The 25,917-nt window shown below is 68.0% G+C and carries 21 protein-coding genes; 14 read left to right on the forward strand and 7 right to left on the reverse strand.

All coding sequences use genetic code 11. The features are described from left to right. Positions 1 to 63: 63 nt before the first annotated feature. Positions 64 to 1,446, forward strand: coding sequence for a DNA polymerase IV (locus tag ACXDF8_RS04100; protein WP_457221966.1), 1,383 nt, complete (start codon positions 64 to 66; stop codon positions 1,444 to 1,446). Here ACXDF8_RS04100 and ACXDF8_RS04105 read toward each other — a convergent pair. Beyond that, the gene (locus ACXDF8_RS04105; protein ID WP_457221967.1) at positions 1,411 to 2,325 is read right to left on the reverse strand and encodes an asparaginase; all 915 of its coding nucleotides are present in this window, start codon (positions 2,323 to 2,325) and stop codon (positions 1,411 to 1,413) included. The genes ACXDF8_RS04100 and ACXDF8_RS04105 overlap by 36 nt on opposite strands. 90 nt (positions 2,326 to 2,415) lie before the next feature. Here ACXDF8_RS04105 and lspA point away from each other — a divergent pair, with 90 nt between their 5' ends. From lspA to rarD, 3 genes are read left to right on the forward strand one after another with little or no spacing between them, the layout of a single operon-like run. After that, entirely contained in the window at positions 2,416 to 3,009 is a 594-nt protein-coding gene (gene lspA / locus ACXDF8_RS04110; protein ID WP_457221968.1) for a signal peptidase II, read from the forward strand. Further along, complete coding sequence (locus ACXDF8_RS04115; protein ID WP_457221969.1) at positions 3,009 to 3,935, forward strand: RluA family pseudouridine synthase; 927 nt, start codon at positions 3,009 to 3,011, stop codon at positions 3,933 to 3,935. Before lspA ends, ACXDF8_RS04115 begins: the two co-directional genes overlap by 1 nt. Further along, the gene (gene rarD / locus ACXDF8_RS04120; protein ID WP_457221970.1) at positions 3,932 to 4,864 is read left to right on the forward strand and encodes an EamA family transporter RarD; all 933 of its coding nucleotides are present in this window, start codon (positions 3,932 to 3,934) and stop codon (positions 4,862 to 4,864) included. Before ACXDF8_RS04115 ends, rarD begins: the two co-directional genes overlap by 4 nt. On the opposite strand, the gene ACXDF8_RS04125 is transcribed toward rarD, so the two are convergent. Then, the gene (locus ACXDF8_RS04125; RefSeq protein ID WP_457221971.1) at positions 4,840 to 5,874 is read right to left on the reverse strand and encodes a polysaccharide pyruvyl transferase family protein; all 1,035 of its coding nucleotides are present in this window, start codon (positions 5,872 to 5,874) and stop codon (positions 4,840 to 4,842) included. The genes rarD and ACXDF8_RS04125 overlap by 25 nt on opposite strands. Before the next feature lie 77 nt (positions 5,875 to 5,951). On the opposite strand from ACXDF8_RS04125, the gene ACXDF8_RS04130 reads away from it, so the two are divergent. Both ACXDF8_RS04130 and ACXDF8_RS04135 read left to right on the forward strand, forming a co-directional pair. Continuing rightward, positions 5,952 to 7,187 carry an Rv1490 family membrane protein gene (locus tag ACXDF8_RS04130; RefSeq protein ID WP_457221972.1) on the forward strand — a complete coding sequence of 412 codons (1,236 nt, stop codon included), beginning with the start codon at positions 5,952 to 5,954 and terminating at the stop codon, positions 7,185 to 7,187. A gap of 37 nt (positions 7,188 to 7,224) precedes the next feature. Further along, the gene (locus ACXDF8_RS04135) at positions 7,225 to 7,818 is read left to right on the forward strand and encodes a SecDF P1 head subdomain-containing protein (RefSeq protein WP_457221973.1); all 594 of its coding nucleotides are present in this window, start codon (positions 7,225 to 7,227) and stop codon (positions 7,816 to 7,818) included. Between the two features lie 7 nt (positions 7,819 to 7,825). Here ACXDF8_RS04135 and ACXDF8_RS04140 read toward each other — a convergent pair whose 3' ends face one another. Then, positions 7,826 to 8,167, reverse strand: coding sequence for a DUF202 domain-containing protein (locus ACXDF8_RS04140; RefSeq protein ID WP_457221974.1), 342 nt, complete (start codon positions 8,165 to 8,167; stop codon positions 7,826 to 7,828). Beyond that, positions 8,168 to 8,539, reverse strand: a complete 372-nt coding sequence (locus tag ACXDF8_RS04145; protein WP_457221975.1) for a YidH family protein — start codon at positions 8,537 to 8,539, stop codon at positions 8,168 to 8,170. A 114-nt stretch (positions 8,540 to 8,653) separates the two neighbouring features. Between ACXDF8_RS04145 and dnaE the strand changes: the two genes are divergently transcribed. Together dnaE and ACXDF8_RS04155 are read left to right on the forward strand one after the other, a co-directional pair. Further along, positions 8,654 to 12,208, forward strand: a complete 3,555-nt coding sequence (gene dnaE / locus ACXDF8_RS04150; protein ID WP_457221976.1) for a DNA polymerase III subunit alpha — start codon at positions 8,654 to 8,656, stop codon at positions 12,206 to 12,208. A gap of 297 nt (positions 12,209 to 12,505) precedes the next feature. Continuing rightward, positions 12,506 to 12,811, forward strand: coding sequence for an SRPBCC family protein (locus ACXDF8_RS04155; protein ID WP_457221977.1), 306 nt, complete (start codon positions 12,506 to 12,508; stop codon positions 12,809 to 12,811). Here the strand turns inward: ACXDF8_RS04155 and ACXDF8_RS04160 are convergent. The 3 genes from ACXDF8_RS04160 to ACXDF8_RS04170 form a co-directional block, all read right to left on the reverse strand. Next, positions 12,808 to 13,038, reverse strand: a complete 231-nt coding sequence (locus tag ACXDF8_RS04160) for a hypothetical protein (RefSeq protein WP_457221978.1) — start codon at positions 13,036 to 13,038, stop codon at positions 12,808 to 12,810. The two genes, ACXDF8_RS04155 and ACXDF8_RS04160, sit on opposite strands and share 4 nt — an antisense overlap. A 155-nt stretch (positions 13,039 to 13,193) precedes the next feature. Beyond that, a complete protein-coding gene (locus ACXDF8_RS04165) occupies positions 13,194 to 14,645 on the reverse strand; it encodes an FAD-dependent monooxygenase (protein ID WP_457221979.1) in 1,452 nt (483 codons plus the stop codon). Next, entirely contained in the window at positions 14,638 to 15,363 is a 726-nt protein-coding gene (locus ACXDF8_RS04170) for a maleylpyruvate isomerase family mycothiol-dependent enzyme (protein WP_457221980.1), read from the reverse strand. The genes ACXDF8_RS04165 and ACXDF8_RS04170 overlap by 8 nt, the downstream gene beginning before the upstream one ends. 404 nt (positions 15,364 to 15,767) lie before the next feature. Here ACXDF8_RS04170 and ACXDF8_RS04175 point away from each other — a divergent pair, with 404 nt between their 5' ends. The 6 genes from ACXDF8_RS04175 to ACXDF8_RS04200 all read left to right on the forward strand — a co-directional run bounded on the left by ACXDF8_RS04175 (position 15,768) and on the right by ACXDF8_RS04200 (position 25,912). Next, on the forward strand, positions 15,768 to 19,598 hold the full coding sequence (locus tag ACXDF8_RS04175; RefSeq protein WP_457221981.1) for a bifunctional nitrate reductase/sulfite reductase flavoprotein subunit alpha: 3,831 nt from the start codon (positions 15,768 to 15,770) through the stop codon (positions 19,596 to 19,598). A 94-nt stretch (positions 19,599 to 19,692) separates the two neighbouring features. Beyond that, positions 19,693 to 21,162, forward strand: a complete 1,470-nt coding sequence (locus tag ACXDF8_RS04180) for an MFS transporter (protein ID WP_457221982.1) — start codon at positions 19,693 to 19,695, stop codon at positions 21,160 to 21,162. After that, complete coding sequence (gene nirB, locus ACXDF8_RS04185) at positions 21,159 to 23,690, forward strand: nitrite reductase large subunit NirB (RefSeq protein WP_457221983.1); 2,532 nt, start codon at positions 21,159 to 21,161, stop codon at positions 23,688 to 23,690. The genes ACXDF8_RS04180 and nirB overlap by 4 nt, the downstream gene beginning before the upstream one ends. Before the next feature lie 62 nt (positions 23,691 to 23,752). Beyond that, a complete protein-coding gene (gene nirD / locus ACXDF8_RS04190) occupies positions 23,753 to 24,118 on the forward strand; it encodes a nitrite reductase small subunit NirD (RefSeq protein WP_457221984.1) in 366 nt (121 codons plus the stop codon). Beyond that, a complete protein-coding gene (locus ACXDF8_RS04195) occupies positions 24,090 to 25,235 on the forward strand; it encodes a uroporphyrinogen-III synthase (RefSeq protein WP_457221985.1) in 1,146 nt (381 codons plus the stop codon). The genes nirD and ACXDF8_RS04195 overlap by 29 nt, the downstream gene beginning before the upstream one ends. Further along, a complete protein-coding gene (locus tag ACXDF8_RS04200) occupies positions 25,232 to 25,912 on the forward strand; it encodes a sirohydrochlorin chelatase (protein WP_457221986.1) in 681 nt (226 codons plus the stop codon). The genes ACXDF8_RS04195 and ACXDF8_RS04200 overlap by 4 nt, the downstream gene beginning before the upstream one ends. Positions 25,913 to 25,917 lie beyond the last annotated feature (5 nt).

The following is a 25,917-nucleotide window of genomic DNA, read 5'->3' on the forward strand; positions in this document are numbered from 1 at the left end:
TCCCGTGTCGTAATTGGCCACTCGGCGGCGGGCACTAGCTTCAGGACGCAATAGCATCAGGACATGGAACGCTGGGTTCTGCATTTCGACATGGACGCGTTCTTCGCGTCGGTCGAGCAGCTGACCCGGCCGACGTTGCGCGGGCGCCCGGTGCTGGTCGGCGGGCTGGGTGGTCGGGGTGTGGTGGCCGGAGCCAGCTACGAGGCCCGCAGGTTCGGCGCCCGCTCGGCAATGCCGATGCACCAGGCCCGCCGGATGATCGGAGCCGCTGCGGTGGTGCTTCCCCCGCGCGGTGTCGTCTACGGCGTGGCCAGCCGACGGGTCCTCGATACCGTGCGAGCCATGGTGCCGGTGCTCGAGCAACTGTCCTTCGACGAGGCGTTCGGCGAGCCGGCCGAACTGGTCGGTGCCAGCGCCGAGCAGGTTGAGGAGTTCGGCGCCCGGCTGCGCCGCCGGGTGCACGAGGAGACCGGTCTGATCGCATCGGTGGGGGCCGGCTCGGGTAAGCAGATCGCCAAGATTGCCTCCGACCTGGGTAAGCCGGACGGGCTTCGGGTGATCCGCCGAGACGAGGAACGCGGGCTGCTCGATGGGTTGCCGGTCCGTCGCCTGTGGGGCATCGGCCCGGTCGCCGAGGAAAAGCTGCACCGGCTGGGGATTGAGACCGTCGGGCAACTCGCAGCGCTGTCCGACGCCGAGGCGGCCAATATCCTCGGCGCGACGATCGGCCCGGCGCTGCACCGGCTGGCCCGCGGCATCGACGACCGCCCGGTGGTGGAGCGAGCCGAGGCCAAGCAGATCAGTGCCGAATCCACCTTCCCGGCCGACCTGACGACCATCGAGCAGGTGCGCGACGCCGTCGGCCCGATCGCCGAGCATGCCCACCGACGCCTGGAACGCGACGGCCGAGGTGCCCGCACCGTCACCGTCAAACTCAAGAAGTCCGACATGTCCACCCTCACCCGCTCGGCGACCCTGCCCTACGCCACCGCCGACGCGGGCACGCTGACGGCGACGGCCCGCCGGCTACTGCTCGATCCCCGCGACGTCGGCCCGATCCGCCTTGTCGGCGTTGGTTTTTCGGGTCTGTCCGACGTGCGGCAGGAGTCGCTGTTCCCCGACCTCGAACAGCAAGAGGCCGAACTCGCCGACATGACGGACACTCACGCACCGGTGCCCGAGTCCGTCCCAGAAGCCGGCGGTTGGCGTATCGGTGACGATGTCCACCACCCTGACCTCGGGCACGGCTGGGTGCAGGGAGCCGGTCACGGTGTGGTCAGCGTGCGATTCGAGACCAGGGGCACCGGCCCGGGGGTGATGCGCACGTTCGCGTGCGCCAACCCGGACCTGGCACGGGCCAACCCGGTAGACAGCCTGGACTGGCCGGATTACGTCGACGAGCTCGCCCGCTCAGCCCCAGCGGGCGACGACATCGGCCACGGGTAGCCCGAGGCCGAGCGCCGCCATCAGCAGCACCCGCGCCTGACTGCTGCGCAGCCTCGGCACCAGTACCGCCCCGGCGCGCACCAGATCGTGGCCCGGCCCGTATACCGCGGTGGTGCGGCCACCGGGAACCCGCGTCGTGACTGCTACCGAGACACCGCGCGCGCAGGCCCGTGCCACGGCGTCGACCACGGCGGTGCCGGCGTTGCCGGCCCCCATCGCCTCGACCACCAGCCCGCGGGCGCCCGCCTCGGTGAAGGCGTCGATCGCGGTCCCGTCGGCGCCCGGGTAGGCCGAGACGATGTCCACCCGGGCGATCTCGCCGACCGCGCCCAGGAACGCCCGCGTCGCGGTGCCGGTCACGGTGAACCGACCGGCGGCGACGATGCCGACCTCGGGACCGTCGAACAACTGCGCCCCACCCACCTTCGTGGTGCCCAGCGGCCCGCGCACCGACCCGCCGAAGCAGAGCAGGACGCCGAGGTTGCGTGCCTGCGGGCTGGCCGCCACCACCAGGGCGTCGCGCAGGTTGGCCGGCCCATCCGCGTCGAGGGCGTCGGCCGAGCGGGCTGCCCCGGTCAGGACAACCGGCACTGTGCCGTCGTAGGTGAGCGCCAGCCACAGCGCCGTCTCTTCCATGCTGTCGGTGCCGTGGGTCACCACGATCCCGTCCGCGCCTGCCGCGGCTTCAGCGACGGCGGCACCGATGCGCAACCATTCGGTGGGGCCCAGCTGCGAGCTGTCCAGGGCGAAGAGGTCGACCACCTGCGCGTCGAGCCCGCGAGCAAGGTCGGCACCGGCTCGCACCGGGCGCAGCACTCCGTCGGTGTCGGCGCTGGTGGCGATCGTCCCGCCAGTGGTGACGACGACAAGTCGTGACATGCCCGCCATCATGGCGCACCGGTCCAGCACCGGCTCGGTGCGGCCGCACCTCGTGGCTTGATCGCCACGGGACTAGGGAATGATGGGGGAGTGAACGACGAAACGACAGGCAGCGCCGATCCGGTGGCCGACACCGGTGACCAGCGGGTCGGCGCGCCGGCACCGCGGCGGTTGCGGCTGCTGCTGTCGGTGGCTGGCGTGGTGTTAGCCCTCGACGTCGTCACCAAGGTGCTCGCGGTCAAGCTGCTCACCCCCGGCCAGCCGGTCTCGATCATCGGTGACACTGTCACCTGGACTCTGGTGCGTAACTCCGGCGCGGCGTTCTCCATGGCCACCGGCTACACCTGGGTGTTGACACTGGTCGCCACCGGCGTGGTGGCCGGCATCTTCTGGATGGGCCGCCGACTGGTGTCGCCGTGGTGGGCCGTCGGGCTGGGGATGATCCTCGGCGGCGCGCTGGGCAACCTGGTCGACCGGTTCTTCCGGTCGCCCGGGCCGCTGCGCGGTCATGTCGTCGACTTTCTGTCGATTGGATGGTGGCCGGTGTTCAACGTGGCCGATCCGGCGGTGGTCGGCGGTGCGATCCTGCTGGTGGCCCTGTCTCTGTTCGGCTATGACTTCGACGCCATCGGCCGGCGCGGACCCGAACGGTCCGGCACCGACGACGAGGCGAAGACACCCTGATGACGGAACGGTCGATGCCGGTCCCGGAGGGACTGGCCGGCATGCGTGTCGACGCCGGGCTGGCCCGGCTGCTCGGCCTGTCTCGCACGGCTGCCGCCGCCATCGCCGAGGACGGCGGCGTCGAGATCGACGGCGCCCGTGCGGCCAAGTCCGACCGGCTCGAAGCCGGTGCATGGCTGAACGTGCAGATACCGCAGGAAGCGCCGCCGCCGGAGAACACGCCCGTCGAAATCGAGGGCATGACGATCCTGTACTCCGACGCCGACATCGTCGCCGTCGACAAACCCCCGGGGGTGGCCGCCCACGCCACCGTCGGCTGGCACGGCCCGACGGTGCTCGGCGGGTTGGCCGCGGCCGGCTTCCGAATCAGCACCTCCGGCATCCACGAACGTCAGGGCATCGTGCACCGACTGGACGTGGGCACATCAGGGGTGATGGTCGTCGCCCTCTCCGAACGGGCGTACACCCTGCTCAAGCGGGCGTTCAAACAGCGCACCGTCGACAAGCGTTATCACGCCGTCGTACAGGGTCATCCCGACCCGTCCAGCGGAACCATCGACGCGCCGATCGGCCGTCACCGCGGCCACGACTGGAAGTTCGCCGTCACCGAATCCGGCCGCCCCAGCATCACCCACTATGACACCCTCGAAATGTTCAGGGCGGCAAGCCTGCTCGACATTCACTTGGAAACAGGCCGCACTCACCAGATCCGGGTCCATTTCGCGGCGCTGCACCATCCGTGCGCCGGGGATCTGACCTACGGCGCCGACCCGGTGCTTGCCAAGCGGCTCGGACTGCAGCGCCAGTGGCTGCACGCGCGCTCGTTGGCATTCGCCCACCCCGCCGACGGTCGGCACATGGAGATCACCAGTGCCTACCCGGCTGATTTGCAGCATGCGCTGGACGTGTTGCGCACCGAGTCGTGACGGCGCCGGTCGGGCGTGAGGCCAAATCAGGTGGGTTGCTGTACGGGATCGGGGCCTACGGTTCGTGGGGTCTGTTCCCGGCGTTCTTCCCACTGCTGAAACCCGCTGGCGCGCTTGAAGTTCTGGCTCATCGGATCATCTGGACCATGGTCTTGATGGCCGGGGTGATCCTGGCCATGCACCGTCTGGCCGACCTGCGGTCGATCACCCGCCGCACCTGGGGGCTGCTCGCCTGTGCCTCGGCCCTGGTCTCGGCCAATTGGGTGATCTACATCTACGCGGTCAACAACGGTCATGTGGTCGACGCCGCGCTGGGCTACTTCATCAACCCCTTGGGCAGCGTCCTGCTGGGTGTGCTGATCTTCCGTGAGCGCCTCAATCGGGCCCAGGTGGTCGCGCTGGTGATCGCTCTCGCAGCGGTGGTGCTGTTGGCAATCGAGGTGGGCGGCCCGCCCGTCATCGCGCTCGGGCTGGCGTTCAGCTTCGGCCTCTACGGCGCGGTCAAGAAGGTGGTGCCGGTCGACCCGCGGATCAGCGTGGGCATGGAGGCGGCGATCGCCGCGCCGCTGGCCATCGGCTACGTGGTGTGGCTGCAACTGTCGGGGCACGGCGAGTTCGCCAACACTGGGGCGGGCCACATCGTGCTGATGATGTTGTCCGGCCCGATCACCGCCATCCCGCTGCTGTTCTTCGCTGCGGCCGCCCACCGGCTGCCGTTGGTGACGCTCGGGCTGCTGATGTATCTGACCCCGGCCATGCAGATGACGTGGGGCGTGGTGGTCGGTCACGAGCCGATGCCACCCGCCCGCTGGGTCGGCTTCGGGCTGATCTGGCTGGCGCTGGCGGTGTTCAGCGGCGACGCCCTGCGCCGGGCTCGGCGCGACCGGACGGCGCGTCAGTCCAGTCAGTCCGGGGCGACCCCTAGCTGACGACGCAGGGCGCCGTACTCCGAACGCAGCTGGTCGCGTAACCGGTCCACCGCCGCGCGCTTGGTCGCCCGGATCGTGGCCGCGTCAGCCAGGGAGTCGAGCACCCGGTCGACGACTGCGGTGCCGGTGACCCGGTCGGTGCGGATCAGCGAGCGTTCGTCGTCGATGGACAACGCGAAGTCGCGGCACTTCGGTTGGTATTCGAGCGAGACCACCGGGGTGTCGGACAGCGCGGCGAGGATTCCGGCGTGCAGGCGGCTGACGATCGCCACCGAGCAGCGTGCGAGCTCCCGCGCCGCGCCCGCCGCATCGGAGGGCTGCAGGATCTCGGCATCCAGGCCGGCGAACGCCACCTCCAGCCACTTGCGGTCACCGGGATTCATCAGGATCCCGCTGAATCGGTGCCCCCGGCCGGCCAATTCGCGCACCGCGACGGCTACCTGCTCGGCCACGTTCGCAGGGTCGTGACCCCACAGGTCGTCGCCATAACCCAGGTTGACCCCGACCAGGCCGTCCTCGACGGGCGCCTCCGGGCGCGGCAGGATCAGCGCCGGATCGCCGGTCACCTGGACGGTCAGCCCGAGGTCGGCCAGCAGCTCGGCGCTGCGCGGGCCGCGCACCGAGACCGAGTCGAACCCGGACAGCAGCGGCCGCCAGCGATGCAGCTCGCCGTTGGCCGAGCCGCTGCCCCGGCCGACGTAGCTGGGATCCTGGACACCGACGCCGATGGCGTAGCGGCCGTTGTTGTTCGTCACCGCCAGGCCGAGTCGCAGCAGCAACCGGAAGTAGCGGACCCCGACCAGCGTTCCGCCGCCCATCACCAGGGTGCTGGGCCGGCGAGCCCGGTCCAGCGCCGTGGCGAACGGGAAGACGATCTCGTGCGGCAGACGCGGCACATCGTTGAATTCCACGCCGGGAAGCTGTGACCGGACCGCGTCGTAGATCGCGTCGTCGCCGAGGTTGTCCTTCTCGTGGAAGCCCAGATAGGCCACCATCTCCGCTGAGGTCACGTGCACCGACCCTATACTCATCGTCGCGGCGACGCCGCGTCCGGCGGCAGGGGCCGCCGCGAGTCAGTGGGGGTTACATGCCGAGTACCGCGGTCACCACCGGCGGTCGGCGTGGCTTCTTCATCACGTTCACGGTGCTGTTGGTGATCTGGGCCGCGGTGCTGATAACCATCGCAGTGACGGTGATCCCCGACGGCTACTGGTATTCCTACTTCGCCGTCGACTACACGGTGGGTTTCATCCGGCGCGGACTGGCCGGGGAACTGCTCGGCCTGTTCGGACGCGAGCACTACTTCGGTGGCCTGGCCGTCCTGCGCTGGGTGCCGACGGTGTTCTTCACCGCCGGCCTGGCCGCGGTGGTGTGGGTGGTCGCGCTCCGATCGGGCCGCTCGCCGCGGCGCCGGCTGCTCGCCCTGCTGATTCCCGTGCTGCCCTTCGGATTTGCGTTCGCCCTGTTCTCGGCCCGCACCGACCTGCTGGGGGGTGCGGTCTTCGCCGGTTTCGCGGTCGCGTTGACCCGTTTGCGCACCGCACGCGCGACGGTTGTCGGCAGCGCCGTCGGTGGGGTGATCCTGGCGGTGCTGACGCTCATCCACGAGGCCACCCCGTTCCTGTTCGGGCTGGGGATCCTGGCGGCACTGACGGTGCTCGCGGACCGATCGAGCGCGCGGGTGTTTCGGGTCAGCGCGGCACTGGCGCTCGGGCCCGCCGTCCTGGTTGCGCTGGCCCTCGCCGCCTTCGGCAGGCGCGGGGTGTCGAGCCAGCTGTGCCAGCTGGTGCAGCACGGGCCGATGAATCATCCGCTGGCCGGCAAGCCCACGATCGGGCAGCTCTTGCGCGGCTTCCACTACTACGTCGACTACCACGACTGGTTCTGTCGGGCCTTCCTGCCCATGTTCGACCAGAGTTTCAGCGAGGGCGTGCGATTCGTCGGCAGCATCGGTGTGGTCGCGCTGGCCGGCTCGACCGTCTACGGGATCGCTGTGCTGGCCATCAGCCTGCTGGCCATTGCGCACGTCTCCGGCGTACCGCTGCGCCGGTTCGGCGCGTGCCTGCGCCGACGTCCGCTGGCCGTGCTGATTGGGCTGGCGATGATTCTGCCGGTGTTCGCGACCGGCGTGGACTGGGTCCGCTGGTGGGTCGTCATCGCCTTCGACCTCGGCATCGTGTTCCTGCTCTACACCCGCAATCAGTCCGAGATCGACCAGCCGCCGAGCAAGCGCACCCTGATCGTCTTCGCCGTCGGTGTCGTCGCCCTTGCGGTGATCCCGGTCGGCATCATCCCCGGCTTCGGCGCACCGGTTCCGATGTGACGGCCCCCGACCTGACGACCGCCGAATCGAGGACTGCATGACCGACAATCTCCGCCGCAAACGGCTCCTGATCGCGCTGACGGCGGCATTGGCCGTGGCGGCGATCGTGCTGCCGGTGCTCGGTGTGTTGCTGGCGCCCGGGGTGCTCAACAACAAACAGGATGTGGCCACCCCGGTGACCACGACCACCACCACACCGGCGACCTACAGCATCAAGCCCGTAGCTCTGAGACCTGTCACGGGCGCGTTCGTCATCACCCCGCAGGACTGCGCGGCACCCCCGCCGACGCCGCCGGACCAGCCGTTGCGCACCTGCGACATCCTCAAATCGGCGGTGTACGAACTTGAGCCGGAGGCGTTGCGCTTGCAGTTGACCGACGTCGACTCCTTCCTGAACCCGCTGACCAACAAGCAGCTGGTGCAGATGACCATGACGGCCGAGTCGGCCAAGGCCTTCGCCGGTTACACGACGGACCACATCGGTCAGCAAGTCGCCTTCGTCCGCGGCGGCGTTGTGGTCTGGGCGCCCAAGATCACCGAGCCGATCGACGGCGAGGTCCTGCAACTGTCGGGTGACGTCACCGCAGAGCAGGCCGGCGAGATTGCCCGGATGCTGCGCGAAGGCGCCTGAGCACGCGTCACGGCCGGGCGTAGGAAACCAGCACACCGGCGCCGACTCCCACCACCACGACGACCACGAACAGCGCGGTCCCAGGGACCAGATACCGCGACAGCGGCGTGTGGCCCGCCCGCACCTGGTCGCGCACCCGTCGGTAGCGCCAGCGCACCAGGACCAGACTGGCCACCGCGGCTACCGTGGTCAGAGCCACACCTGGCCAGGGCGGGAACCGCTCGGTGATGCTCCAGCGCACGATCAGCGCGCCCACGGCCAGCACCCCGATGACAGTGCGCTGCCAGGCAAGGGCGGTGCGCTCGGCCACACCTTGAGCGTCGAGCAAGCCGTCGGCATCGGGGTCCATCTAGCGGCCGAACTCGGCGAGGAAGATCAGGACTGCCGCGGCGATCACGATGATCGCGACCCCGCCCACCACGATTCGCGGCATCGGGTCGGTGGGCAGCGGCTGCCCCTCGCGAAGCGCCCGTTCGGTGCGGTTCCAGCGCAGATAGGCGCCCACCGTCACGGTCAGCGACAAGATCAGCAGCAGGATCGTGATGGCGATCCGGAATGGGCGCGGCCCGAAATCGTGGACCAGACTGGCCAACGCGACCGCGCCCGCCAGCAGCGCCAAACCGGTCCGCAACCAGGCCAGGAACGTTCGCTCGTTGGCCAGCGTGAAGCGGTAGTCGGGGTCGGTGCCGACACTGCGCAACGGGGGTTTGCGCGGGAACATTCAGGCCTCCATGGGCAGTGCACCGTCGGCGTCCGGCCGATTTCGGCACACTCGCCGGACACGTGGCGCGACACGCCGAAGTGTGTCGGTTGGCGGCCCTAGACTGACGGGCCTATGGGTACTGGAACTTCTGCCGGCTCTTTTGTACACCTTCATAACCACACCGAGTACTCGATGCTCGACGGTGCCGCGAAGATTTCGCCCATGCTGGCCGAGGCGCAACGACTCGAAATGCCCGCGATCGGCATGACCGACCACGGAAACATGTTCGGGGCCAGTGAGTTCTACAACGGGGCGACCAAGGTCGGTATCAAGCCGATCATCGGGGTGGAGGCCTATATCGCTCCCGCTTCTCGATTCGACACCCGCCGGATCCTGTGGGGCGATCCCGGGCAGAAGAGCGACGACGTCTCGGGTAGCGGTTCCTACACCCACATGACGATGGTCGCCGAGAATGCCACCGGCCTGCGCAACCTGTTCAAGCTGTCGTCGCGGGCCTCGTTCGAAGGACAGCTCGGCAAGTGGTCCCGGATGGACGCCGAGATCATCGCCGAGCATGCAGAAGGCATCATCGCCACCACCGGCTGCCCGTCGGGGGAGGTGCAGACCCGGCTGCGGCTGGGCCACGACCGCGAGGCGCTGGAGGCCGCGGCAAAGTGGCGGGAGATCTTCGGGCCGGAGAACTTCTTCCTGGAACTGATGGACCACGGCCTGTCGATCGAGCGGCGGGTCCGCGATGGGCTGCTCGAGGTCGGCCGCAAGTTGGGCATCCCGCCGCTGGCCACCAACGACTGCCATTACGTCACGCGCGACGCGGCGCACAACCACGAAGCGCTGTTATGCGTGCAGACCGGCAAGACCCTGTCCGACCCAAACCGGTTCAAGTTCGACGGCGACGGCTACTTCCTGAAGTCGGCTGCCGAGATGCGCGCCCTGTGGGACGCCGAGGTTCCCGGGGCCTGCGATTCGACCCTGCTGATCGCCGAACGGGTGCAGTCCTACGCCGAGGTGTGGGCGCCGGTGGACCGGATGCCGATCTTCCCGGTGCCCGAGGGCCACGACCAGGGATCCTGGCTACGCCACGAGGTCGAGGCCGGGCTGCGCCGGCGATTCCCTAACGGTGTGCCACCGGAGTACACCGAGCGCGCCGCCTACGAGATCGACGTCATCTGCGGCAAGGGATTCCCGTCGTACTTCCTGATCGTGGCGGACCTGATCAACTACGCCCGCTCCATCGACATCCGGGTGGGCCCGGGCCGCGGGTCGGCGGCCGGTTCGTTGGTGGCCTACGCGCTGGGCATCACCAACATCGACCCGATCCCGCACGGTCTGCTGTTCGAACGCTTCCTCAACCCGGAGCGCCCGTCGGCTCCCGATATCGACATCGACTTCGACGACCGCCGCCGCGGCGAAATGGTGCGGTATGCCGCCGAGAAGTGGGGCAGCGACCGGGTCGCCCAGGTCATCACGTTCGGCACCATCAAAACGAAAGCCGCCCTGAAGGATTCGGCCCGGGTGCACTACGGCCAGCCGGGCTTCGCGATCGCCGACCGGATCACCAAGGCGCTGCCGCCACCGATCATGGCCAAGGACATTCCGCTGTCGGGTATCACTGACCCGAACCACGAGCGGTTCAAGGAGGCCGCCGAGGTCCGCGGCCTGATCGACACCGATCCCGATGTGCGCACCATCTACGAGACGGCCCGCGGGCTGGAGGGTCTGGTCCGTAACGCCGGCGTGCACGCCTGCGCGGTGATCATGAGCTCGCAGCCGCTGATCGAGGCGATCCCGCTGTGGCGGCGCCCGCAGGACGGGGCGGTCATCACCGGCTGGGACTACCCGTCGTGTGAGGCCATCGGCCTGCTGAAGATGGACTTCCTCGGGCTGCGAAATCTGACGATCATCGGCGACTGCATCGAGAACATCAAGGCCAACCGGGGCATCGACATCGACCTGGAGAAGCTGCCGCTGGATGACCCCAAGGCCTACGAACTGCTGGGCCGCGGCGACACCCTGGGTGTGTTCCAGCTCGACGGTGGGCCGATGCGAGATCTGCTGCGGCGCATGCAGCCCACCGAGTTCAACGACATCGTCGCCGTGCTGGCGCTGTACCGGCCCGGCCCGATGGGCATGAACGCCCACAACGACTACGCCGACCGCAAGAACAACCGCCAGCCGATCAAACCGATCCATCCGGAGCTGGAGGAGCCGCTCAAGGAGATCCTGTCCGAGACCTACGGCCTGATCGTCTACCAAGAGCAGATCATGTTCATCGCCCAGAAGGTCGCCTCCTACTCGATGGGTAAGGCCGACGCGCTCCGAAAAGCGATGGGCAAGAAGAAGCTCGAGGTCCTCGAGGCCGAGTATCAGGGCTTCAAGGAAGGAATGACCGCCAACGGGTTCTCCGAGAAGGCGGTCAAGGCACTGTGGGACACCATCCTTCCGTTCGCCGGTTACGCGTTCAACAAATCGCACGCCGCCGGCTACGGTCTGGTGTCTTACTGGACTGCCTACCTCAAGGCCAACTTCCCGGCCGAGTACATGGCCGGCCTGCTCACCTCTGTCGGTGACGACAAGGACAAGGCCGCGGTCTACCTGGCCGACTGCCGCCGACTGGGCATCACCGTGCTGCCGCCCGACGTCAACGAGTCGGTGCAGAACTTCGCCTCGGTGGGCAACGACATCCGGTTCGGCCTCGGCGCAATCCGCAACGTCGGCGCCAACGTAGTCAGTTCGCTGATCGCCACCCGCACCGACAAAGGAAAGTTCACCGACTTCTCCGACTACCTGAACAAGATCGACATCGCAGCCTGCAACAAGAAGGTCACCGAGTCGCTGGTCAAGGCCGGTGCCTTCGATTCGCTCAGCCACCCGCGCAAGGGGCTGTTCCTGATCCACACCGACGCGGTCGACTCGGTCCTGGGCACCAAGAAGGCCGAGGCAATGGGTCAGTTCGACCTCTTCGGTGGCGCCGACGGTGGCGCCGACATTGCCGATTCGGCGTTCACCATCCGGGTGCCCGACGACGAGTGGGACGACAAGCACAAGCTGGCTCTCGAGCGGGAGATGTTGGGACTCTACGTGTCCGGCCACCCGCTCAACGGAGTCGCGCACCTGCTGGCCACCCAGGTCGACACGCAGATCCCGGCCATCCTCGACGGCGACGTCGCCAACGATACCCAGGTGCGGGTGGGCGGCATTTTGGCTGCAGTGAACCGCCGCGTCAACAAGAACGGAATGCCCTGGGCATCAGCACAATTGGAAGATCTCACCGGTGGCATCGAGGTGATGTTCTTCCCGCAGACCTACTCGCTGTTCGGGGCCGAGATCGCCGACGACGCGGTGGTCCTTGTCGGTGGGAAGGTGCGCATCCAGGATGACCGGATCTCACTGATCGCCAATGAGCTTGTGGTGCCGGACTTCTCGAACGCCCAGCCGGACCGGCCGCTGGCGGTGAGCCTGCCCACTCGGCAGTGCACCATCGACAAGGTCAGTGCACTCAAACAGGTGCTGGCCCGTCACCCGGGAACCGCACAGGTCCATCTGCGGTTGATCAGCGGCGACCGCATCACCACCCTGGAACTGGACCAGTCGCTGCGGGTGACGCCGTCCTCGGCGCTGATGGGCGACCTCAAGGCCTTGCTCGGGCCAGGCTGCCTGGGGGGTTAGCCTACCGGCCGATCCTCCGGGCGCGGATTATTCTGTGCGTCAGTCTCTTTCAGCAGGCGTACGCATGCGAGGCTGACCAGTGCCAAGCCGGCAAGCATCGCCGCGATGCTCGAACTGCCGTGCCTGTCCAGAAGGTACTCCGAAATCACCGGGGGCACACCGCCGCCGAGGAGGCCGCCGATATTGTGTGCCAGGCCCGCGCTGGTGTAGCGGACCCGTGTGCACGGGCAAAGTCTCATGACGCAGAGTCGGTTTATCCAGAGCATCGCCGCCCGGGACTGCCCGGGGATATGCAAGATGGGGGCATGGACGATGACAAGGATCGGGACACATCGCGGCACCTGGGTGGCACAGTCATCGATGGGCGAGATCGCCATCGAATTCACCCCGGCCAATGACTTGGGAGTGCTCGACCACGTCGTCACGCTGCCGTCGGGGGAGCCGGTGTTCAATCCCCTGCGGGTGGTGCCGGCCGGTGCCGAGTGGAGCGAGGTTGTTTTCACTCTTCGGCGCAGGCCGGGCATGTCTGACGCCGAATATGCGGCCGATGCGGCGGCGATAGCGGCCGATCTGGCCACCCTCAAGCGGATACTGGAGCGTTAGCCCCGCGGGTGGCGGCGGAGGCCGAAGGCCAGCCAGATCGTCGTCGACAGTGCGGCGGCGGTCAGGACGGCCGGGGCTGCCTGGGCGGTGACCAGGGCGAGCACCACGAACACCAACAGACCGAGCACCAACGCCATCAGCTTGTACAGCGGCCACGGCACCCCGGCGATCCGGACTTGCGACCCGGACGAGGCCAGGGCTGCCCGCACCTGCTCAACACTCGTCATCCTTTGAGGATCGCTCGCATCTTTCTTTTCGGCTAGCCGAAACTCTAGATAAGGGTGTTCTGGATATCTTCAGCATGCGCGTTCCATTGTCGACGTGCTGCAAACTCGGTGCGCACGCGGTGGGACAGCGTTGCCGGTTCTGTGGCGCGGGCCGATCAGGTGAACCATGTGGTGAGGGCGTCTGTGAGCCCGGTGGTGGTGGTGCCGCGGCCGACCCAGGCGATATGGCCGTCGGGGCGGACCAGGACAGCTTGGGGGGCGGCGATCTCGCCGAGTATGGGCAAGTGCCAGGTCGGTGTCGTGTGTGCGTGCACCGTGGTCACGCGGCGTTCCCACCCGGTGAGGTCCGCGCTGCAGGGTTGGCCGTGTGTGAGCAGTATCCACTGGGCGGGGTGGAGCAGGGTGAACAGTCGGGTGGGGCCGTCGGCAGTGTGCAGGTCGAGGTCGGGCATCCGCAGGCCGAGTAGCGGGTCTGCCGGATTGGGGTTGTAGCTGATGTCGAGTCCGCACATCATGGCGGCGATCCGGGTCCGGGGTTGGTCGAGGGTGAGCAGTTCGGCCATGGTGTCGCGTAGTGCGGCCACGCGTGGGCCGGGGCCGTTGAGGGCTGTTTGCGCCATGGTGTTGTGCAGCACGCGGGCCGCGACCGGGTGTCGTTCGTCGTGGTAGGTGTCCAGGATGTGCTCGCCGGAGGTTTCGGTGACGACTTGGCCCAGTTTCCATCCGAGGTTGACGGCGTCTTGGATGCCGGTGTTCAGCCCCTGCCCGCCGACGGGGAAGTGGACGTGGGCGGCGTCGCCAGCCAGCAGTACACGTCGGTCGCGGTAGTTGTCGGCTTGCCGTGTGGTGTCGGTGAACCGGGAAATCCATGTGGCACTGCGCAGTCCGTAGTCGGTCCCGCGCAAGGCGATCAGTGCCGTGCTGAGGTCGGTCAGCGTGGCGTCCCGGGCGCTGCCGACCTCAGGTTCGGTCACCACGACCCGGATCGTGTCTTCACCGTCGAATCGGAAGAATGAATGAAACCCGCCGTCGGTGTGCAGGCCCCAGGGCGGCTCGTCGGCCAGTGTGACGTCGGCGACCAGGCAGCTGGTGGAGGGCTCCCATCCAGGGAAGCCGATGCCGGAGCTCTTGCGCACGAGGCTGCGGCCTCCGTCGCAGCCGACGAGGTAGGCGCTGCGTCGGCGGGTTCCATCCGACAGGACGATGTCGACGCCGGCGGGATCTTGGGTGAACCCGGCCACCGCACAGTCGTAGTCGACGCTGACCCCGAGCTCAGCGATCCATTCGGCGAGGAGTTTCTCTATGCGGTACTGCAGCAGAGCCAGCCCGTAGTTGTGCCGGGTGGGGAGGTCGGAGATGTCGAAGAACATCCCGGAGTAGTGGATGTATTGGCCGGTGCTGCCCTCGGCCACGAACCGCTCGGCGATACCGCGCTGGTCGAGGACCTCAATAGTGCGCGGCGTCATACCGCCCGCGCGCGAACCCACGAGATCGTGGCCGGCTCGCGGCTCGATCACCGTGACGTCGACTCCGGCCAACGCCAGCTCACCGGCCAGCATCAATCCGGTGGGGCCGGCTCCGGCGATCAGCACATCGCAGTCAGCCATGTTGGCCTCCATCGGGTGGGGGGATGGGTTGGTCGTCGTCGCGCGGACCGAAGAATCCGAAGCTGTCGATCACCGGTGGCGCGGGCGCGTGGGTCCAGTTCCAGGTGGCGATCTGGCGTCGGGAGCGGCGGCTGAACATCGCCCGCAACAACTCGTAGCTCTCAGCTTCCAGCACGGTGGCGGGTTCGCCTGCACCGCAGTGCCATTCGTGACCATCGTCGTTTCGAATGAGAACGGTCGGGCAGTCTTTGAGGCGTTGGCGCAGGAACTGCATCATCACCGGGAGGAAGGGTTGCTGCCAGTGCTCCCGAGCGGGGCGGGGATGACCGAGGGCTTCGTGCAGGTCGGCTTCGTGGCAGATCAGGTCCGCGGCGATGTTCGGCCCGGTGAATCGCTGTCCGGCTAGCCCTTGTTCGATCACCGGCCCGACGGCGTGCCACTCGCGAAGCAACTGGTGGGCGGGGATGGTGCGGCGTTCATCGACGTGGCGGGCTGTCCACGCTTGGCCGGGGGCGCCGTCGATACGTCCGGTAGCCGCGTCGACTGCACCCCCTGTGAGATGGGCCACCAGGTCGTGGACCGTCCATTGTGGGGTTGCGGGCACCGGGAGCTCCCACTGCTCGTCGGCGAGCGTGCTCAGCAGGTGCGACACCCGGGCACGGGTGTCGCGATAGATCACGTCCAAACCATGGTCATGGTCGTCCGGCCTTGGCTGCATGCGGATCGCCTCCTGTCAGGGTCGTTGTGGCGGGCCAGGGATCACCTTGACGAACAAACAGGCTGTCGGGCAACCGATCCCGTTGCGCCACCGGGACAGCCGACAACCACTCACCGAGTACCGCGGCGGCCAGCAGCCTGACCATGCCAACGCCCGAGGGCAACGGCTCGATCGGTCGGCTCGCCCATGTCGTGCTCTCAGGGCCCATCCCGACCGCCGCGACGCTACCACAACCATAAGAAAGATAAGAGAAAAATAAGGCAACTCTAAGGTGCGTTTGGGTCGGATGAAGGACTCAACGCTGTTCGAGCGCCGGCTGTTCAATCCCGCCTGACCTCACAACGCCGTGCGGCGGCCGGTGAGCGCGCGTTATCGCGCCCCTAACTCACGCCGCACCGGCCGTAATGTCCGTCGGGCATGATCACCCCGTGGCCGGGACCGATGGTGGTGACCGCATCCGCACCGCGTGCTCGTATTGCGGTGTCGGGTGCGGCATCGAGGTGCACACCGCCCCCGGCAGGCGCGGGCCGGTCATCGCCAAGGTCGTCGGTGACCGGCTCCATCCGTCCAACTTCGGCCGGCTGTGTACCAAAGGTGCCACCCACGCCGAGTTGATGGGCAACGCCGAGGGCCGCGCTACCAGCGCACTGGTACGCCCGGCGCGGGGGGAGCAGCTGGTGGCCGCCGATGTCGACGACGCCGTGACCGGCGTGGGGACCCGGTTACGGGGGATCGTCGAGCGTCACGGCCCGGACTCGGTGGCCCTGTACGTCTCGGGGCAGATGTCGATCGAGGCGCAATACCTGGCGACGAAACTGGCCAAGGGCTTCATTGGCACCGTCAACATGGAATCGAACTCGCGGTTGTGCATGGCCAGCGCCGCGGCGGGTTACAAACAATCCCTCGGTTCCGACGGCCCACCCGGCTCGTACTCCGATATCGACTGCGCTGAACTGTTTTTCGTCATTGGCGCCAACATGGCCGATTGCCATCCCATTCTGTTCCTGCGAATAGCCGACCGGTTGCGGGTCGGGGCCAAACTGATCGTCGTCGACCCCCGACGCACGGAGACGGCGGCCAAAGCCGACCTCTTCCTGCAGATCCGTCCCGGCACCGACCTGGCGTTGCTCAACGGTCTGCTGCACCTGCTGGTGGCCGCCGGCGATATCGACACCGACTTCATCGCCGAACACACCGAAGGCTGGGCGGCGATGCCCGACTTCCTCGCCGGCTACCCCCCTGACGCGGTGGCCGAGATCACCGGACTGGCCGAGGCCGACATCCGCACCGCGGCAGCCATGATCGGGCAGGCCGGCGAGTGGATGTCGCTATGGACGATGGGTCTCAACCAGAGCACCCACGGCACGGCGAATACCACCGCCATCTGTAACTTGCACCTGGCCACCGGGGCCATCTGCCGACCGGGCAGCGGCCCGCTGTCGCTGACCGGCCAGCCCAACGCCATGGGCGGCCGCGAGATGGGCTACATGGGTCCTGGCCTGCCGGGCCAACGCTCGCTGGCGTCGGCCGAGGACCGTGCGTTCGTGGAGTCGATCTGGAACCTTCCAGCGGGAACCCTGCGCGACGAGGCGGGTCACGGCACCGTCGGCATGTTCGAAAAGATGGCGGCCGGGGACATCAAGGCCTGCTGGATCATCTGCACCAATCCGGTGGCCACCGTGCCCAACCGTGACACCGTCATCCGCGGTCTGCGGGCCGCCGAGCTGGTGGTCACCCAGGACGCATACGCCGCCACCGCCACCAACAGCTACGCCGACGTGGTCTTGCCCGCCGCCCTATGGGCGGAGACCGACGGGGTGATGGTCAATTCCGAGCGCACGTTGACCCTTGTCCGGCAATGCGTTTCGCCGGTGGGCCAGGCCCGGCCGGACTGGCAGCTGATCTGCCAGGTCGCCGCGGCCATGGGCTTCGGTGAGTACTTCGACTACCGGTCCGCCGAGCAGGTGTTCGACGAGATCCGCCGGTTCTGGAACCCCCGAACCGGCTACGACCTGCGCGGAGCTGACTATCAGCGGCTGCGCGAGGGTCCGCTGCAATGGCCGTGCCCGCCCGGCGACGACCAGCGTCGCCACCCGATCCGCTATCTCAACGACGGAGTCAGTCAAAGCCATCACGTCGACGCGGACGGACGGGCCCCCCGACTGGCGTTCGCGACGCCGTCCCGGCGGGCGGTCTTCCACGCCCGGCCGCACGTGGGGCCCGACGAAGTGACCGACGAGGACTACCCGTTCGTCCTCAACACCGGTCGGCTCGCGCACCAGTGGCACACCATGACCAAGACCGGCCGGGTACCCAAGCTCACCCGGTTGGACAACGGCCCGTTTCTGGAGATCCATCCCGACGATGCGGCATCGCTGGGCATCGTCGACGGCCTCGACGTCGAGGTGTGCTCCCGCCGCGGCCGCGCCGTGCTGCCCGCCGTCGTCACTGACCGCGTCGGGCCGCGAACCTGCTTCGCGCCGTTCCACTGGAACGACCAGCAGGGCGCGGATCTGACCGTCAATGCGGTCACCAACGATGCGGTGGACGCCGAGTCGCTTCAGCCCGAACTCAAGGTGTGCGCGGTGCGACTGCGACCGGTCGGAGTCCGCCCGGCGCCCGCCGAACCGGGCCGCACCCCACCGACCCTGGCCGATGGTGGACCGGTGGTCCTGTGGGCCTCGCAGACCGGCAACGCCGAGGACCACGCAACGCGGCTCGTCGAGGAGATTGCCGCCCAGGGTGTTTCGGCCCGACTCGCCGCAATGGCCGACGTGACACCAGACCAACTGGTCCGCGCCGGTGACGTGTTCGTGGTGACCAGCACCTTCGGTGACGGGGGACCGCCGGACAACGGCGCTGAATTCTGGTCTCGCCTGCAGGCGCCCGACGCCCCGGCATTGACCGGAGTGCGGTTCGCCGTCCTCGGCCTCGGTGACCGGTCCTACGGTCAATTCTGCGGCCACGCACGCTCACTGGACGCCCGGCTGGCCGAACTCGGTGCCGCTCGGTTGCTCGACCGCGGTGAGTGCGAGGCCCACGACGCCACCGCGCTGGGCCAGTGGAATCGCCGCGTCGTGCAATTGGTCAATCCCGCTGCGGTGTTGCCCGATCCGGCTACCGCCGGTGCGGTCGATGTCGTGGCCACGCCCTTCACCCGGGGCCACCCGCTACCGGCCAGGCTGAGCCGCAACATCCGGCTCACCCCGGTGACGGCGGCCAAGGAGGTGCGCCAGTTCGGCTTCGACATCTCCGAGTACGACGTCTCCTACGCCGTCGGCGACTCGCTGGGCGTGCAACCCACCAACAACCCCGAGGACGTCGACCAGTGGTTGGTTGCCACCGGACTGACCGGCGACGAAGCGGTCGAAGTCGACGCAACGGAATGCTCACTGCGCCAAGCGCTCACCGTGGCCTATGACTTCTGCCGGCTGACTCCCGACCTGCTGGACTTCCTCACCGCGGCGGCCCCCGACAAGGCGGCCGCCAAACGGCTGCGCGCCGTGCGGCACGGCCTCGACGCCGTGCGTACCGTCACCGTCGACGCCACCGCCCAGCAGTGGCAAGACGTCCTCGTCCGGCTCACACCGCGGTTCTATTCGATCTCGTCGAGCCCGCTGGTCAGCCCGCGTGAGGTACAGCTGACGGTATCGGTGTTGCGCTACAACGGAATCGACGGCTCGCCGCGGGGCGGAGTGTGTTCGACCTACCTTGCCGACCGTGCCACCGGTGTGCCCACCCCGATCTTCCTGCAACGCTCGCCGCATTTCCGCCCGCCGCAGGACAGGTCCGCGCCGATCGTGATGATCGGTGCCGGCACTGGGATCGCGCCGTTCCGCGGGTTCCTGCAGGAACGCCGCGCCCTCGGTCATACCGGGCGCAACTGGTTGTTCTTCGGCGACCAGCACCGGGCCGAGAACTTCTATTACCGCGACGACCTGACCGACATGGTCAGTGACGGCTTCCTCAACCGGCTGGACCTGGCGTTCTCCCGCGACCAGGCCAAGCGTATCTATGTGCAGAACAAGATGATCGACAACGGTGCCCAACTGTGGAGCTGGCTGCAGGACGGTGCCCACCTCTACGTCTGTGGCGATGCCAGTACCATGGCGACCGGGGTCGACTCGGCGCTGGGCACGATCATCGAGACCCACGGGCGGCGCAGTGCGGCAGCGGCCCATGACTACAAGCGGGAACTGGTCGCCGCCAAACGTTACGTGCGCGACGTGTACTGACCTCACCGCCCGGCCCCGCCGAAAGTGAGGAGGTTGTGACACATCGATCACCGTGTGCACCCGGACCGCAACAAAGGATTCCTACCGTGGACGTATGCAGATTTCCGCGCAGATCTCTCCCACCCGAAGCCGCTACGACATCGACGACTGGGATCCCGAGGACGTCGACGCCTGGAACAACGGAGGTGCGAAAACCGCACGCCGCAACCTGATCTGGTCCATCTTCGCCGAACACGTCGGGTTCTCGGTGTGGTCGATCTGGTCGGTGATGGTGTTGTTCATGCCGCAGAACGTCTACCACATCGACGCGGCGGGCAAGTTCTTCCTCGTGGCGGTGCCCACCCTCATCGGCGCCCTGCTGCGCATCCCGTACACCTTCGCCGTCGCCCGCTTCGGCGGCCGCAACTGGACCATCGTCTCGGCGATAGCCTTGCTGGTCCCGACGGCGCTGACGCTCTACTTCATGGCCCACCCGGGCACGTCCTACACCACGTTTCTGATCGTGGCCGCCTTAGCCGGTCTCGGCGGCGGCAACTTCGCCTCGTCGATGACCAACATCAACGCCTTCTACCCGCAGCGATACAAGGGCTGGGCGCTGGGGCTCAACGCCGGCGGGGGCAACATCGGAGTTGCGGTGATCCAGATCGTCGGGCTGATCGTGATCGCGACCGTCGGCAACCGGTCGCCGCACCTGGTCTGCGCGGTCTACCTGGTGCTTGTCGCGCTGGCAGCGCTCGGTGCGGCAATGTTCATGAACAACCTGACCAACCAGCGCACCGACGCCCGCTCGATGATCGCGGTTCTGGCCCATCGTGATTCGTGGCTGATCTCGCTGCTCTACATCGGCACATTCGGCTCGTTCATCGGCTTCGGGTTCGCCTTCGGTCAGGTGCTGCAGCTCAATTTCCTGGCCGGGCTGTCCCACGGCGGCCCCGTTACACCGGCGATGGCCGCCCAGGCGTCGCTGCACGCCGCCCAGATCGCTTTCATCGGACCCGTTCTTGGCTCGCTGTCACGTCCGCTGGGCGGCTGGTTGTCCGATCGATTCGGGGGTGGGCGAGTCACCCTGTACACCTTCGCCGCGATGATCGCCGCCGCCGCCTGGCTGGTCGCGGCCGGCGAGATCGACGACGCCGCCGCCGGCCCGGCGTCGGGTGCCACCATGGCCGCGTTCGTCGCGGGGTTCATCATGCTGTTCATCCTGTCCGGCATGGGTAACGGCTCCACCTACAAGATGATCCCGTCGATCTTCGAGGCGAAATCCCGCAGCCTGGACCACCTCGGGGCCGCGGACCGCAGGGCATGGTCGCAGCGGATGTCGGGGTCCTTGATCGGAATCGCCGGAGCCATCGGCGGTCTCGGTGGGGTGGGGGTAAACATGGCGCTGCGCGCCTCCTATCTCTCGCCCGCGAAATCGGCGACCATGGCGTTCTGGGTGTTCCTGGGCTTCTACGTGCTGTGCGCGGTCATCACCTGGCTGGCCTACGTGCGCACGCCTGCGCAGGCGACCAAGGTGACCCGTACCGACGAGACCGCGGTCGACAGCGCCGCAGCTGTCGCATGACCGCCCGCAAGACCGGCCCCAAGACCGTCGTGGTTATCGGCCACGGCATGGTCGGGCACCGCTTCGTCGAGGCGCTGCGTGACCGGGATCGTGACGGCAGCTGGCAGGTGGTCGTGCTGTGTGAGGAAGCCACCCCGGCCTACGACCGAGTTGGACTGTCGTCCTACATCGAGGCGTGGGATCGCACCGCGCTTGCTCTTGCCGGAAACGACTACGCTGCCGATGAACTGGTGGATCTACGGATCGGTCACCGCGCGGTGGCCATCGACCGTCCAGCGCGTCAGGTGTTGACCTCGGCGGGGGAGCGGGTCTGCTACGACGCGGTTGTGCTGGCCACCGGCTCGCGGCCGTTCGTCCCGCCGATCCCCGGCAGCGACCTGGAGCGCTGCTTTGTCTACCGCACACTGGAAGACCTCGACGCCATCCGCGCCGTCACCACAGCGACCGAGCCGGGAGCGACCGGCATCGTCGTCGGCGGCGGTCTGCTGGGCCTCGAGGCGGCGAACGCCCTTCGCCTGCTGGGCTTGTCGCCGCACGTGCTGGAGCGTTCCCCGCGGCTGATGCCGCTGCAGATCGACGACGGCGGTGGCGCCCTGCTCAACCGGCTGGTCGGCGAGTTGGGTATCACCGTGCACACCGAGGTGTCGACCACCGACATCCTCGACACCGGTGACGGGCTGAGCGTGTTCCTCTCCGACGGCCAGCGGCTCGACGCCGCGGTGCTGGTGTTCTCCGCAGGGGTGCGCCCTCGCGACGAACTGGCCCTTGACTGCGGTCTGGACATTGCCGAGCGTGGCGGAGTCCTCACCGACATCGGCTGCGTCACATCCGATCCGGATGTCTTCGCGATCGGTGAGGTCGCCGCTGTCGAGGGGCGGTGTTACGGTCTGGTCGCCCCCGGCTACACGATGGCGGAGGTGGTGGCCGACCGGCTGCTCGGCGGCAGCGCCGAGTTCCCCGGTGCGGATCTGTCCACCAAGCTCAAACTGCTTGGGGTCGACGTCGCCAGCTTCGGCGACGCCCACGCGGCGACGCCCGGCGCCCTAGAGGTCGTGCTCAATGACGCCGTGAACCAGACCTACGCCAAACTCGTCGTCTCCGATGATGTTTCGACTCTGCTGGGCGGAATCCTGGTCGGCGACGCCAGCGCCTACGCCACGTTGCGCCCACTGGTGGGCCGACCATTGCCCGCCGACCCGGCGACCCTGATCTCGCCGGCCGGTGCTGAGGTGGGTGTCGGGGCGCTGCCCGACGACGCGCAGATCTGCTCGTGCAATTCGGTGTCGAAAGGAGCCATCGCCGAGGCCATTTCGCACGGCTCTCACGACGTGCCCGCGATCAAGTGCTCCACCTCGGCCGGAACGTCTTGCGGCAGTTGCATCCCGATGCTCAAGAGGCTGCTCGAGGCGCAGGGCGTGGCGATGTCCAAGGCGTTGTGCGAACACTTCACGCAAACCCGCGCCGAACTGTTCCAGATCGTCGCCACCACCGGGCTGCGCACCTTCTCCGCGCTGATCGCCGAGCACGGCACCGGAACCGGCTGCGACATCTGCAAGCCTGTCGTCGCATCCATCCTCGCGTCCACGTCCAGTGACCATATCCTCGACGGCGAGGCGGCCGGGCTGCAGGACACCAACGACCACTTCCTGGCCAACATTCAGCGCAACGGCACCTATTCGGTGGTGCCTCGGCTGCCCGGCGGCGAGGTCACCCCGGAGAAGCTGATGGTGATCGCCGAGGTGGCCCGCGATTTCGGTCTCTACACCAAGATCACCGGTGGGCAGCGTATCGACCTGTTCGGTGCCCGCGTCGAACAGCTGCCGCTGATCTGGAAGCGACTCGTCGACGCCGGCATGGAATCCGGCCACGCGTATGGCAAGTCGCTGCGGACAGTCAAGAGCTGCGTCGGCTCATCGTGGTGCCGCTACGGCGTCCAGGACTCGGTGGCGATGGCCGTCGACCTGGAGTTGCGCTACCGCGGGCTGCGCTCGCCGCACAAGATCAAGATGGGTGTCTCCGGATGCCAACGCGAATGCGCGGAAGCCCGCGGCAAGGACGTCGGGGTGATCGCCACCGAGAAGGGCTGGAACCTCTACGTCGGAGGCAACGGCGGGGCCACTCCGAAACACGCCCAGCTGCTGGCCGGCGACCTCGACTCGGAGACGCTGGTGCGCTACATCGATCGCTACCTGATGTTCTACATCCGTACCGCCGATCGTCTGCAGCGCACCGCGGTGTGGCAGGAGAGCATCGAGGGCGGGCTCGACCACATCCGCGCCGTTGTGTGCGACGACACACTGGGTATCGCCGCCGACCTCGATGCCGCGATGGCCCGCCACGTCGAGGGCTACTCCGACGAGTGGGCCGGGGTGCTGGCCGACGAGAGCAAACTCGCCCGGTTCGTGTCCTTCGTCAACGCCCCGGATCAACCTGATCCGACGGTCGCGTTCGATGAGACCGGCCCGCGCAAGGTGCCGGTGCTGCTGGGCATGCCGAGCAGTGTCAACGCCACGGAAAGCCACCTGTAACAGAAGCGAAACACCGCCGCTCTATCAAGGGCTTGGGTGGGTGTGGGGAGGATGAGGAAACCATGACAGTTCTTGCGGATATCCGCTCCGGCGCCGACGCGCACACCTGGACACCGGCGTGCCGGCTCGAGACACTGCTGGCCGGCCGCGGCGCGGCCGTGCTCCTGGCCGACGGGGAGCAGGTCGCGCTGTTCCTGTTGGCTGACGGCACGTTGGCGGCCGTGGGCAACATCGACCCGTTCGGTCGGGCCGCGGTGATGTCGCGCGGCATTGTCGGCGACCGCGGTGGCGAGCCGACTGTCGCGTCGCCGTTGGGAAAGCAGGTGTTCTCCCTGATCGACGGCCGCTGCCTCGACGACGAGTCTTACGCGCTGCCGGTCTACGACGTCAGGGTGGTCGATGGATTCATCGACATCAGAAACCACTGAGCCGCTGGCCGGGTTCACCGTCGGGGTGACCGCGGCGCGCCGGGCCGAGGAATTCATCGCACTGCTGGAACGGCGAGGTGCCGCCGTGATGCACGCTCCGGCGATCCGGATCGTGCCGCTGGTCGACGATGTGGAGCTGCAGCGGGTGACCACCCACCTCGTCGAAGAGCCGCCGGATCTGGTGGTGGTGACCACCGGTATCGGCTTTCGGGGCTGGATCGAGGCCGCCCACGGCTGGGACGTCTCCGAGGAACTGACCGCCGCACTGGAGTCCACCCGGATCGTCGCCCGCGGCCCCAAAGCCCGCGGCGCGGTGCGTCAGGCCGGCCTGTGCGAGGAGTGGAGCCCGGAGTCCGAGTCGTCGGTCGAAGTGCTCGAGCGGCTGCTCAGCGAAGGGGTGGAGGGTCTGCGGATCGCAGTGCAGCTACACGGCGCCGCCAGCGAGTGGGAGCCCGACACCGACATTTGTGAGGCGCTGGCGCTGGCCGGTGCGCGTGTGGTCAAGGTGCCGGTCTACCGATGGGAGACACCCGACGACTCGCGCCGCCTCGACCAGCTGGTCACCATGATCATCAACGCCGATGTCGATGCGGTCAGCTTCACCAGCGCGCCGGCCGTCGCGTCGCTGCTGGAACGAGCGAAGGCGCTCGGCGCGCTGGAATGCCTGATCGCCGCCCTGCGCAACCACGTGGCGGTGTTCTGCGTCGGGCCGGTGACCGCGACGCCGCTGACCCGCCTCGGTGTGGAGGCCCGATATCCTGAGCGCTACCGCCTCGGCGCGCTTGCCAGACTCATCAGCAGCGAATTACCCTGTCTCGCACGTCAATTCCGTGCCGGTGGGCACGACATCAGCGTGCGCAGCGGCAGCGTCGAGGTCGATGGTGACCTCAAGGTGTTGCCGCCCGCGGCGATGGCGTTGCTGCGCCGATTGCTGGTGTCACCCGGCCTGGTGGTCTCCCGCGAGGAGCTGCTCGCAGAGCTGCCCGGCGGCGGGGGCGACACCCACGCGGTGGAGACCGCGATGGCCCGGCTGCGGTCCGCGTTGGCGGCCCCGCGCGTGGTGCAGACCGTCGTCAAGCGGGGTTACCGGCTGGCGCTGGATCCGGCGGCGACATGAGCCACGATCTGATCCTGGTCGCACACGGCACCCGAAGCCCGCAGGGCCTGGCGACCATCACCGAGATCGCGTCAGCCGTCGCCGCACACGTCGGACCGGTGCGCACGGCGTTCGTCGACGTCCTGGGCCCCAACCCGCGTGAGGTTCTCGCCGATTCGAGTAGACCGGCCATCGTGGTTCCAGCCTTCCTGGCGGCGGGCTACCACGTGAACGCCGACCTGCCGGCCCGGATTCGCGAGAGTGGCCATTCCCAGGTCACGGTCACCCCCGCGCTCGGGCCCGACCCGATGCTCGCCCGGGTCCTGCACGCTCGGCTGGCCGACGCCGGCTGGACCGCCGGGGACGCGGTGGTCCTGGCCGCGGCCGGCTCGTCGGATCCCCAGGCCCGTGCGGAGGTGGCACAGGCGGCCGCGCTGCTGGCCGATCTGGTCGGTGAGGTGACGGTCGGCTTCGTGGCCACCGGGACGCCGACGGCCGCCGAGGAGGTGCACCGGCTCAAACGTTCGGGGCGCCGGGTGTTCGTCGCCTCATACCTGCTGGCTCCCGGTGTGTTCCACACCCGGCTCGGGCAGTCCGGGGCCGACGGCGTGACATCGCCGCTGGGCGCCCACCCCGACCTCATCCGGCTGCTCGCCGACCGCTTCGGGGTTCCTGCGATGTCCTCGCGGATTCACTGATTCCG

This window comes from Mycolicibacterium sp. CBM1 (assembly GCF_054073305.1).

Excerpts from the sequence above, each read along its gene's own strand:
- nirD (WP_457221984.1), top strand. The coding sequence starts at position 23,753 with ATGACAGTTCTTGCGGATATCCGCTCCGGCGCCGACGCGCACACCTGG.
- nirB (WP_457221983.1), top strand. The coding sequence starts at position 21,159 with ATGACCGCCCGCAAGACCGGCCCCAAGACCGTCGTGGTTATCGGCCAC.
- ACXDF8_RS04170 (WP_457221980.1), bottom strand. The coding sequence starts at position 15,363 with ATGCAGCCAAGGCCGGACGACCATGACCATGGTTTGGACGTGATCTAT.
- ACXDF8_RS04180 (WP_457221982.1), top strand. The coding sequence starts at position 19,693 with ATGCAGATTTCCGCGCAGATCTCTCCCACCCGAAGCCGCTACGACATC.
- ACXDF8_RS04100 (WP_457221966.1), top strand. The coding sequence starts at position 64 with ATGGAACGCTGGGTTCTGCATTTCGACATGGACGCGTTCTTCGCGTCG.
- ACXDF8_RS04145 (WP_457221975.1), bottom strand. The coding sequence starts at position 8,539 with ATGTTCCCGCGCAAACCCCCGTTGCGCAGTGTCGGCACCGACCCCGAC.
- ACXDF8_RS04160 (WP_457221978.1), bottom strand. The coding sequence starts at position 13,038 with ATGACGAGTGTTGAGCAGGTGCGGGCAGCCCTGGCCTCGTCCGGGTCG.
- ACXDF8_RS04200 (WP_457221986.1), top strand. The coding sequence starts at position 25,232 with ATGAGCCACGATCTGATCCTGGTCGCACACGGCACCCGAAGCCCGCAG.
- ACXDF8_RS04165 (WP_457221979.1), bottom strand. The coding sequence starts at position 14,645 with ATGGCTGACTGCGATGTGCTGATCGCCGGAGCCGGCCCCACCGGATTG.
- dnaE (WP_457221976.1), top strand. The coding sequence starts at position 8,654 with ATGGGTACTGGAACTTCTGCCGGCTCTTTTGTACACCTTCATAACCAC.
- ACXDF8_RS04130 (WP_457221972.1), top strand. The coding sequence starts at position 5,952 with ATGCCGAGTACCGCGGTCACCACCGGCGGTCGGCGTGGCTTCTTCATC.
- ACXDF8_RS04115 (WP_457221969.1), top strand. The coding sequence starts at position 3,009 with ATGACGGAACGGTCGATGCCGGTCCCGGAGGGACTGGCCGGCATGCGT.
- ACXDF8_RS04175 (WP_457221981.1), top strand. The coding sequence starts at position 15,768 with ATGTCCGTCGGGCATGATCACCCCGTGGCCGGGACCGATGGTGGTGAC.
- ACXDF8_RS04105 (WP_457221967.1), bottom strand. The coding sequence starts at position 2,325 with ATGTCACGACTTGTCGTCGTCACCACTGGCGGGACGATCGCCACCAGC.
- ACXDF8_RS04140 (WP_457221974.1), bottom strand. The coding sequence starts at position 8,167 with ATGGACCCCGATGCCGACGGCTTGCTCGACGCTCAAGGTGTGGCCGAG.
- ACXDF8_RS04195 (WP_457221985.1), top strand. The coding sequence starts at position 24,090 with ATGGATTCATCGACATCAGAAACCACTGAGCCGCTGGCCGGGTTCACC.
- ACXDF8_RS04135 (WP_457221973.1), top strand. The coding sequence starts at position 7,225 with ATGACCGACAATCTCCGCCGCAAACGGCTCCTGATCGCGCTGACGGCG.
- ACXDF8_RS04155 (WP_457221977.1), top strand. The coding sequence starts at position 12,506 with ATGGGGGCATGGACGATGACAAGGATCGGGACACATCGCGGCACCTGG.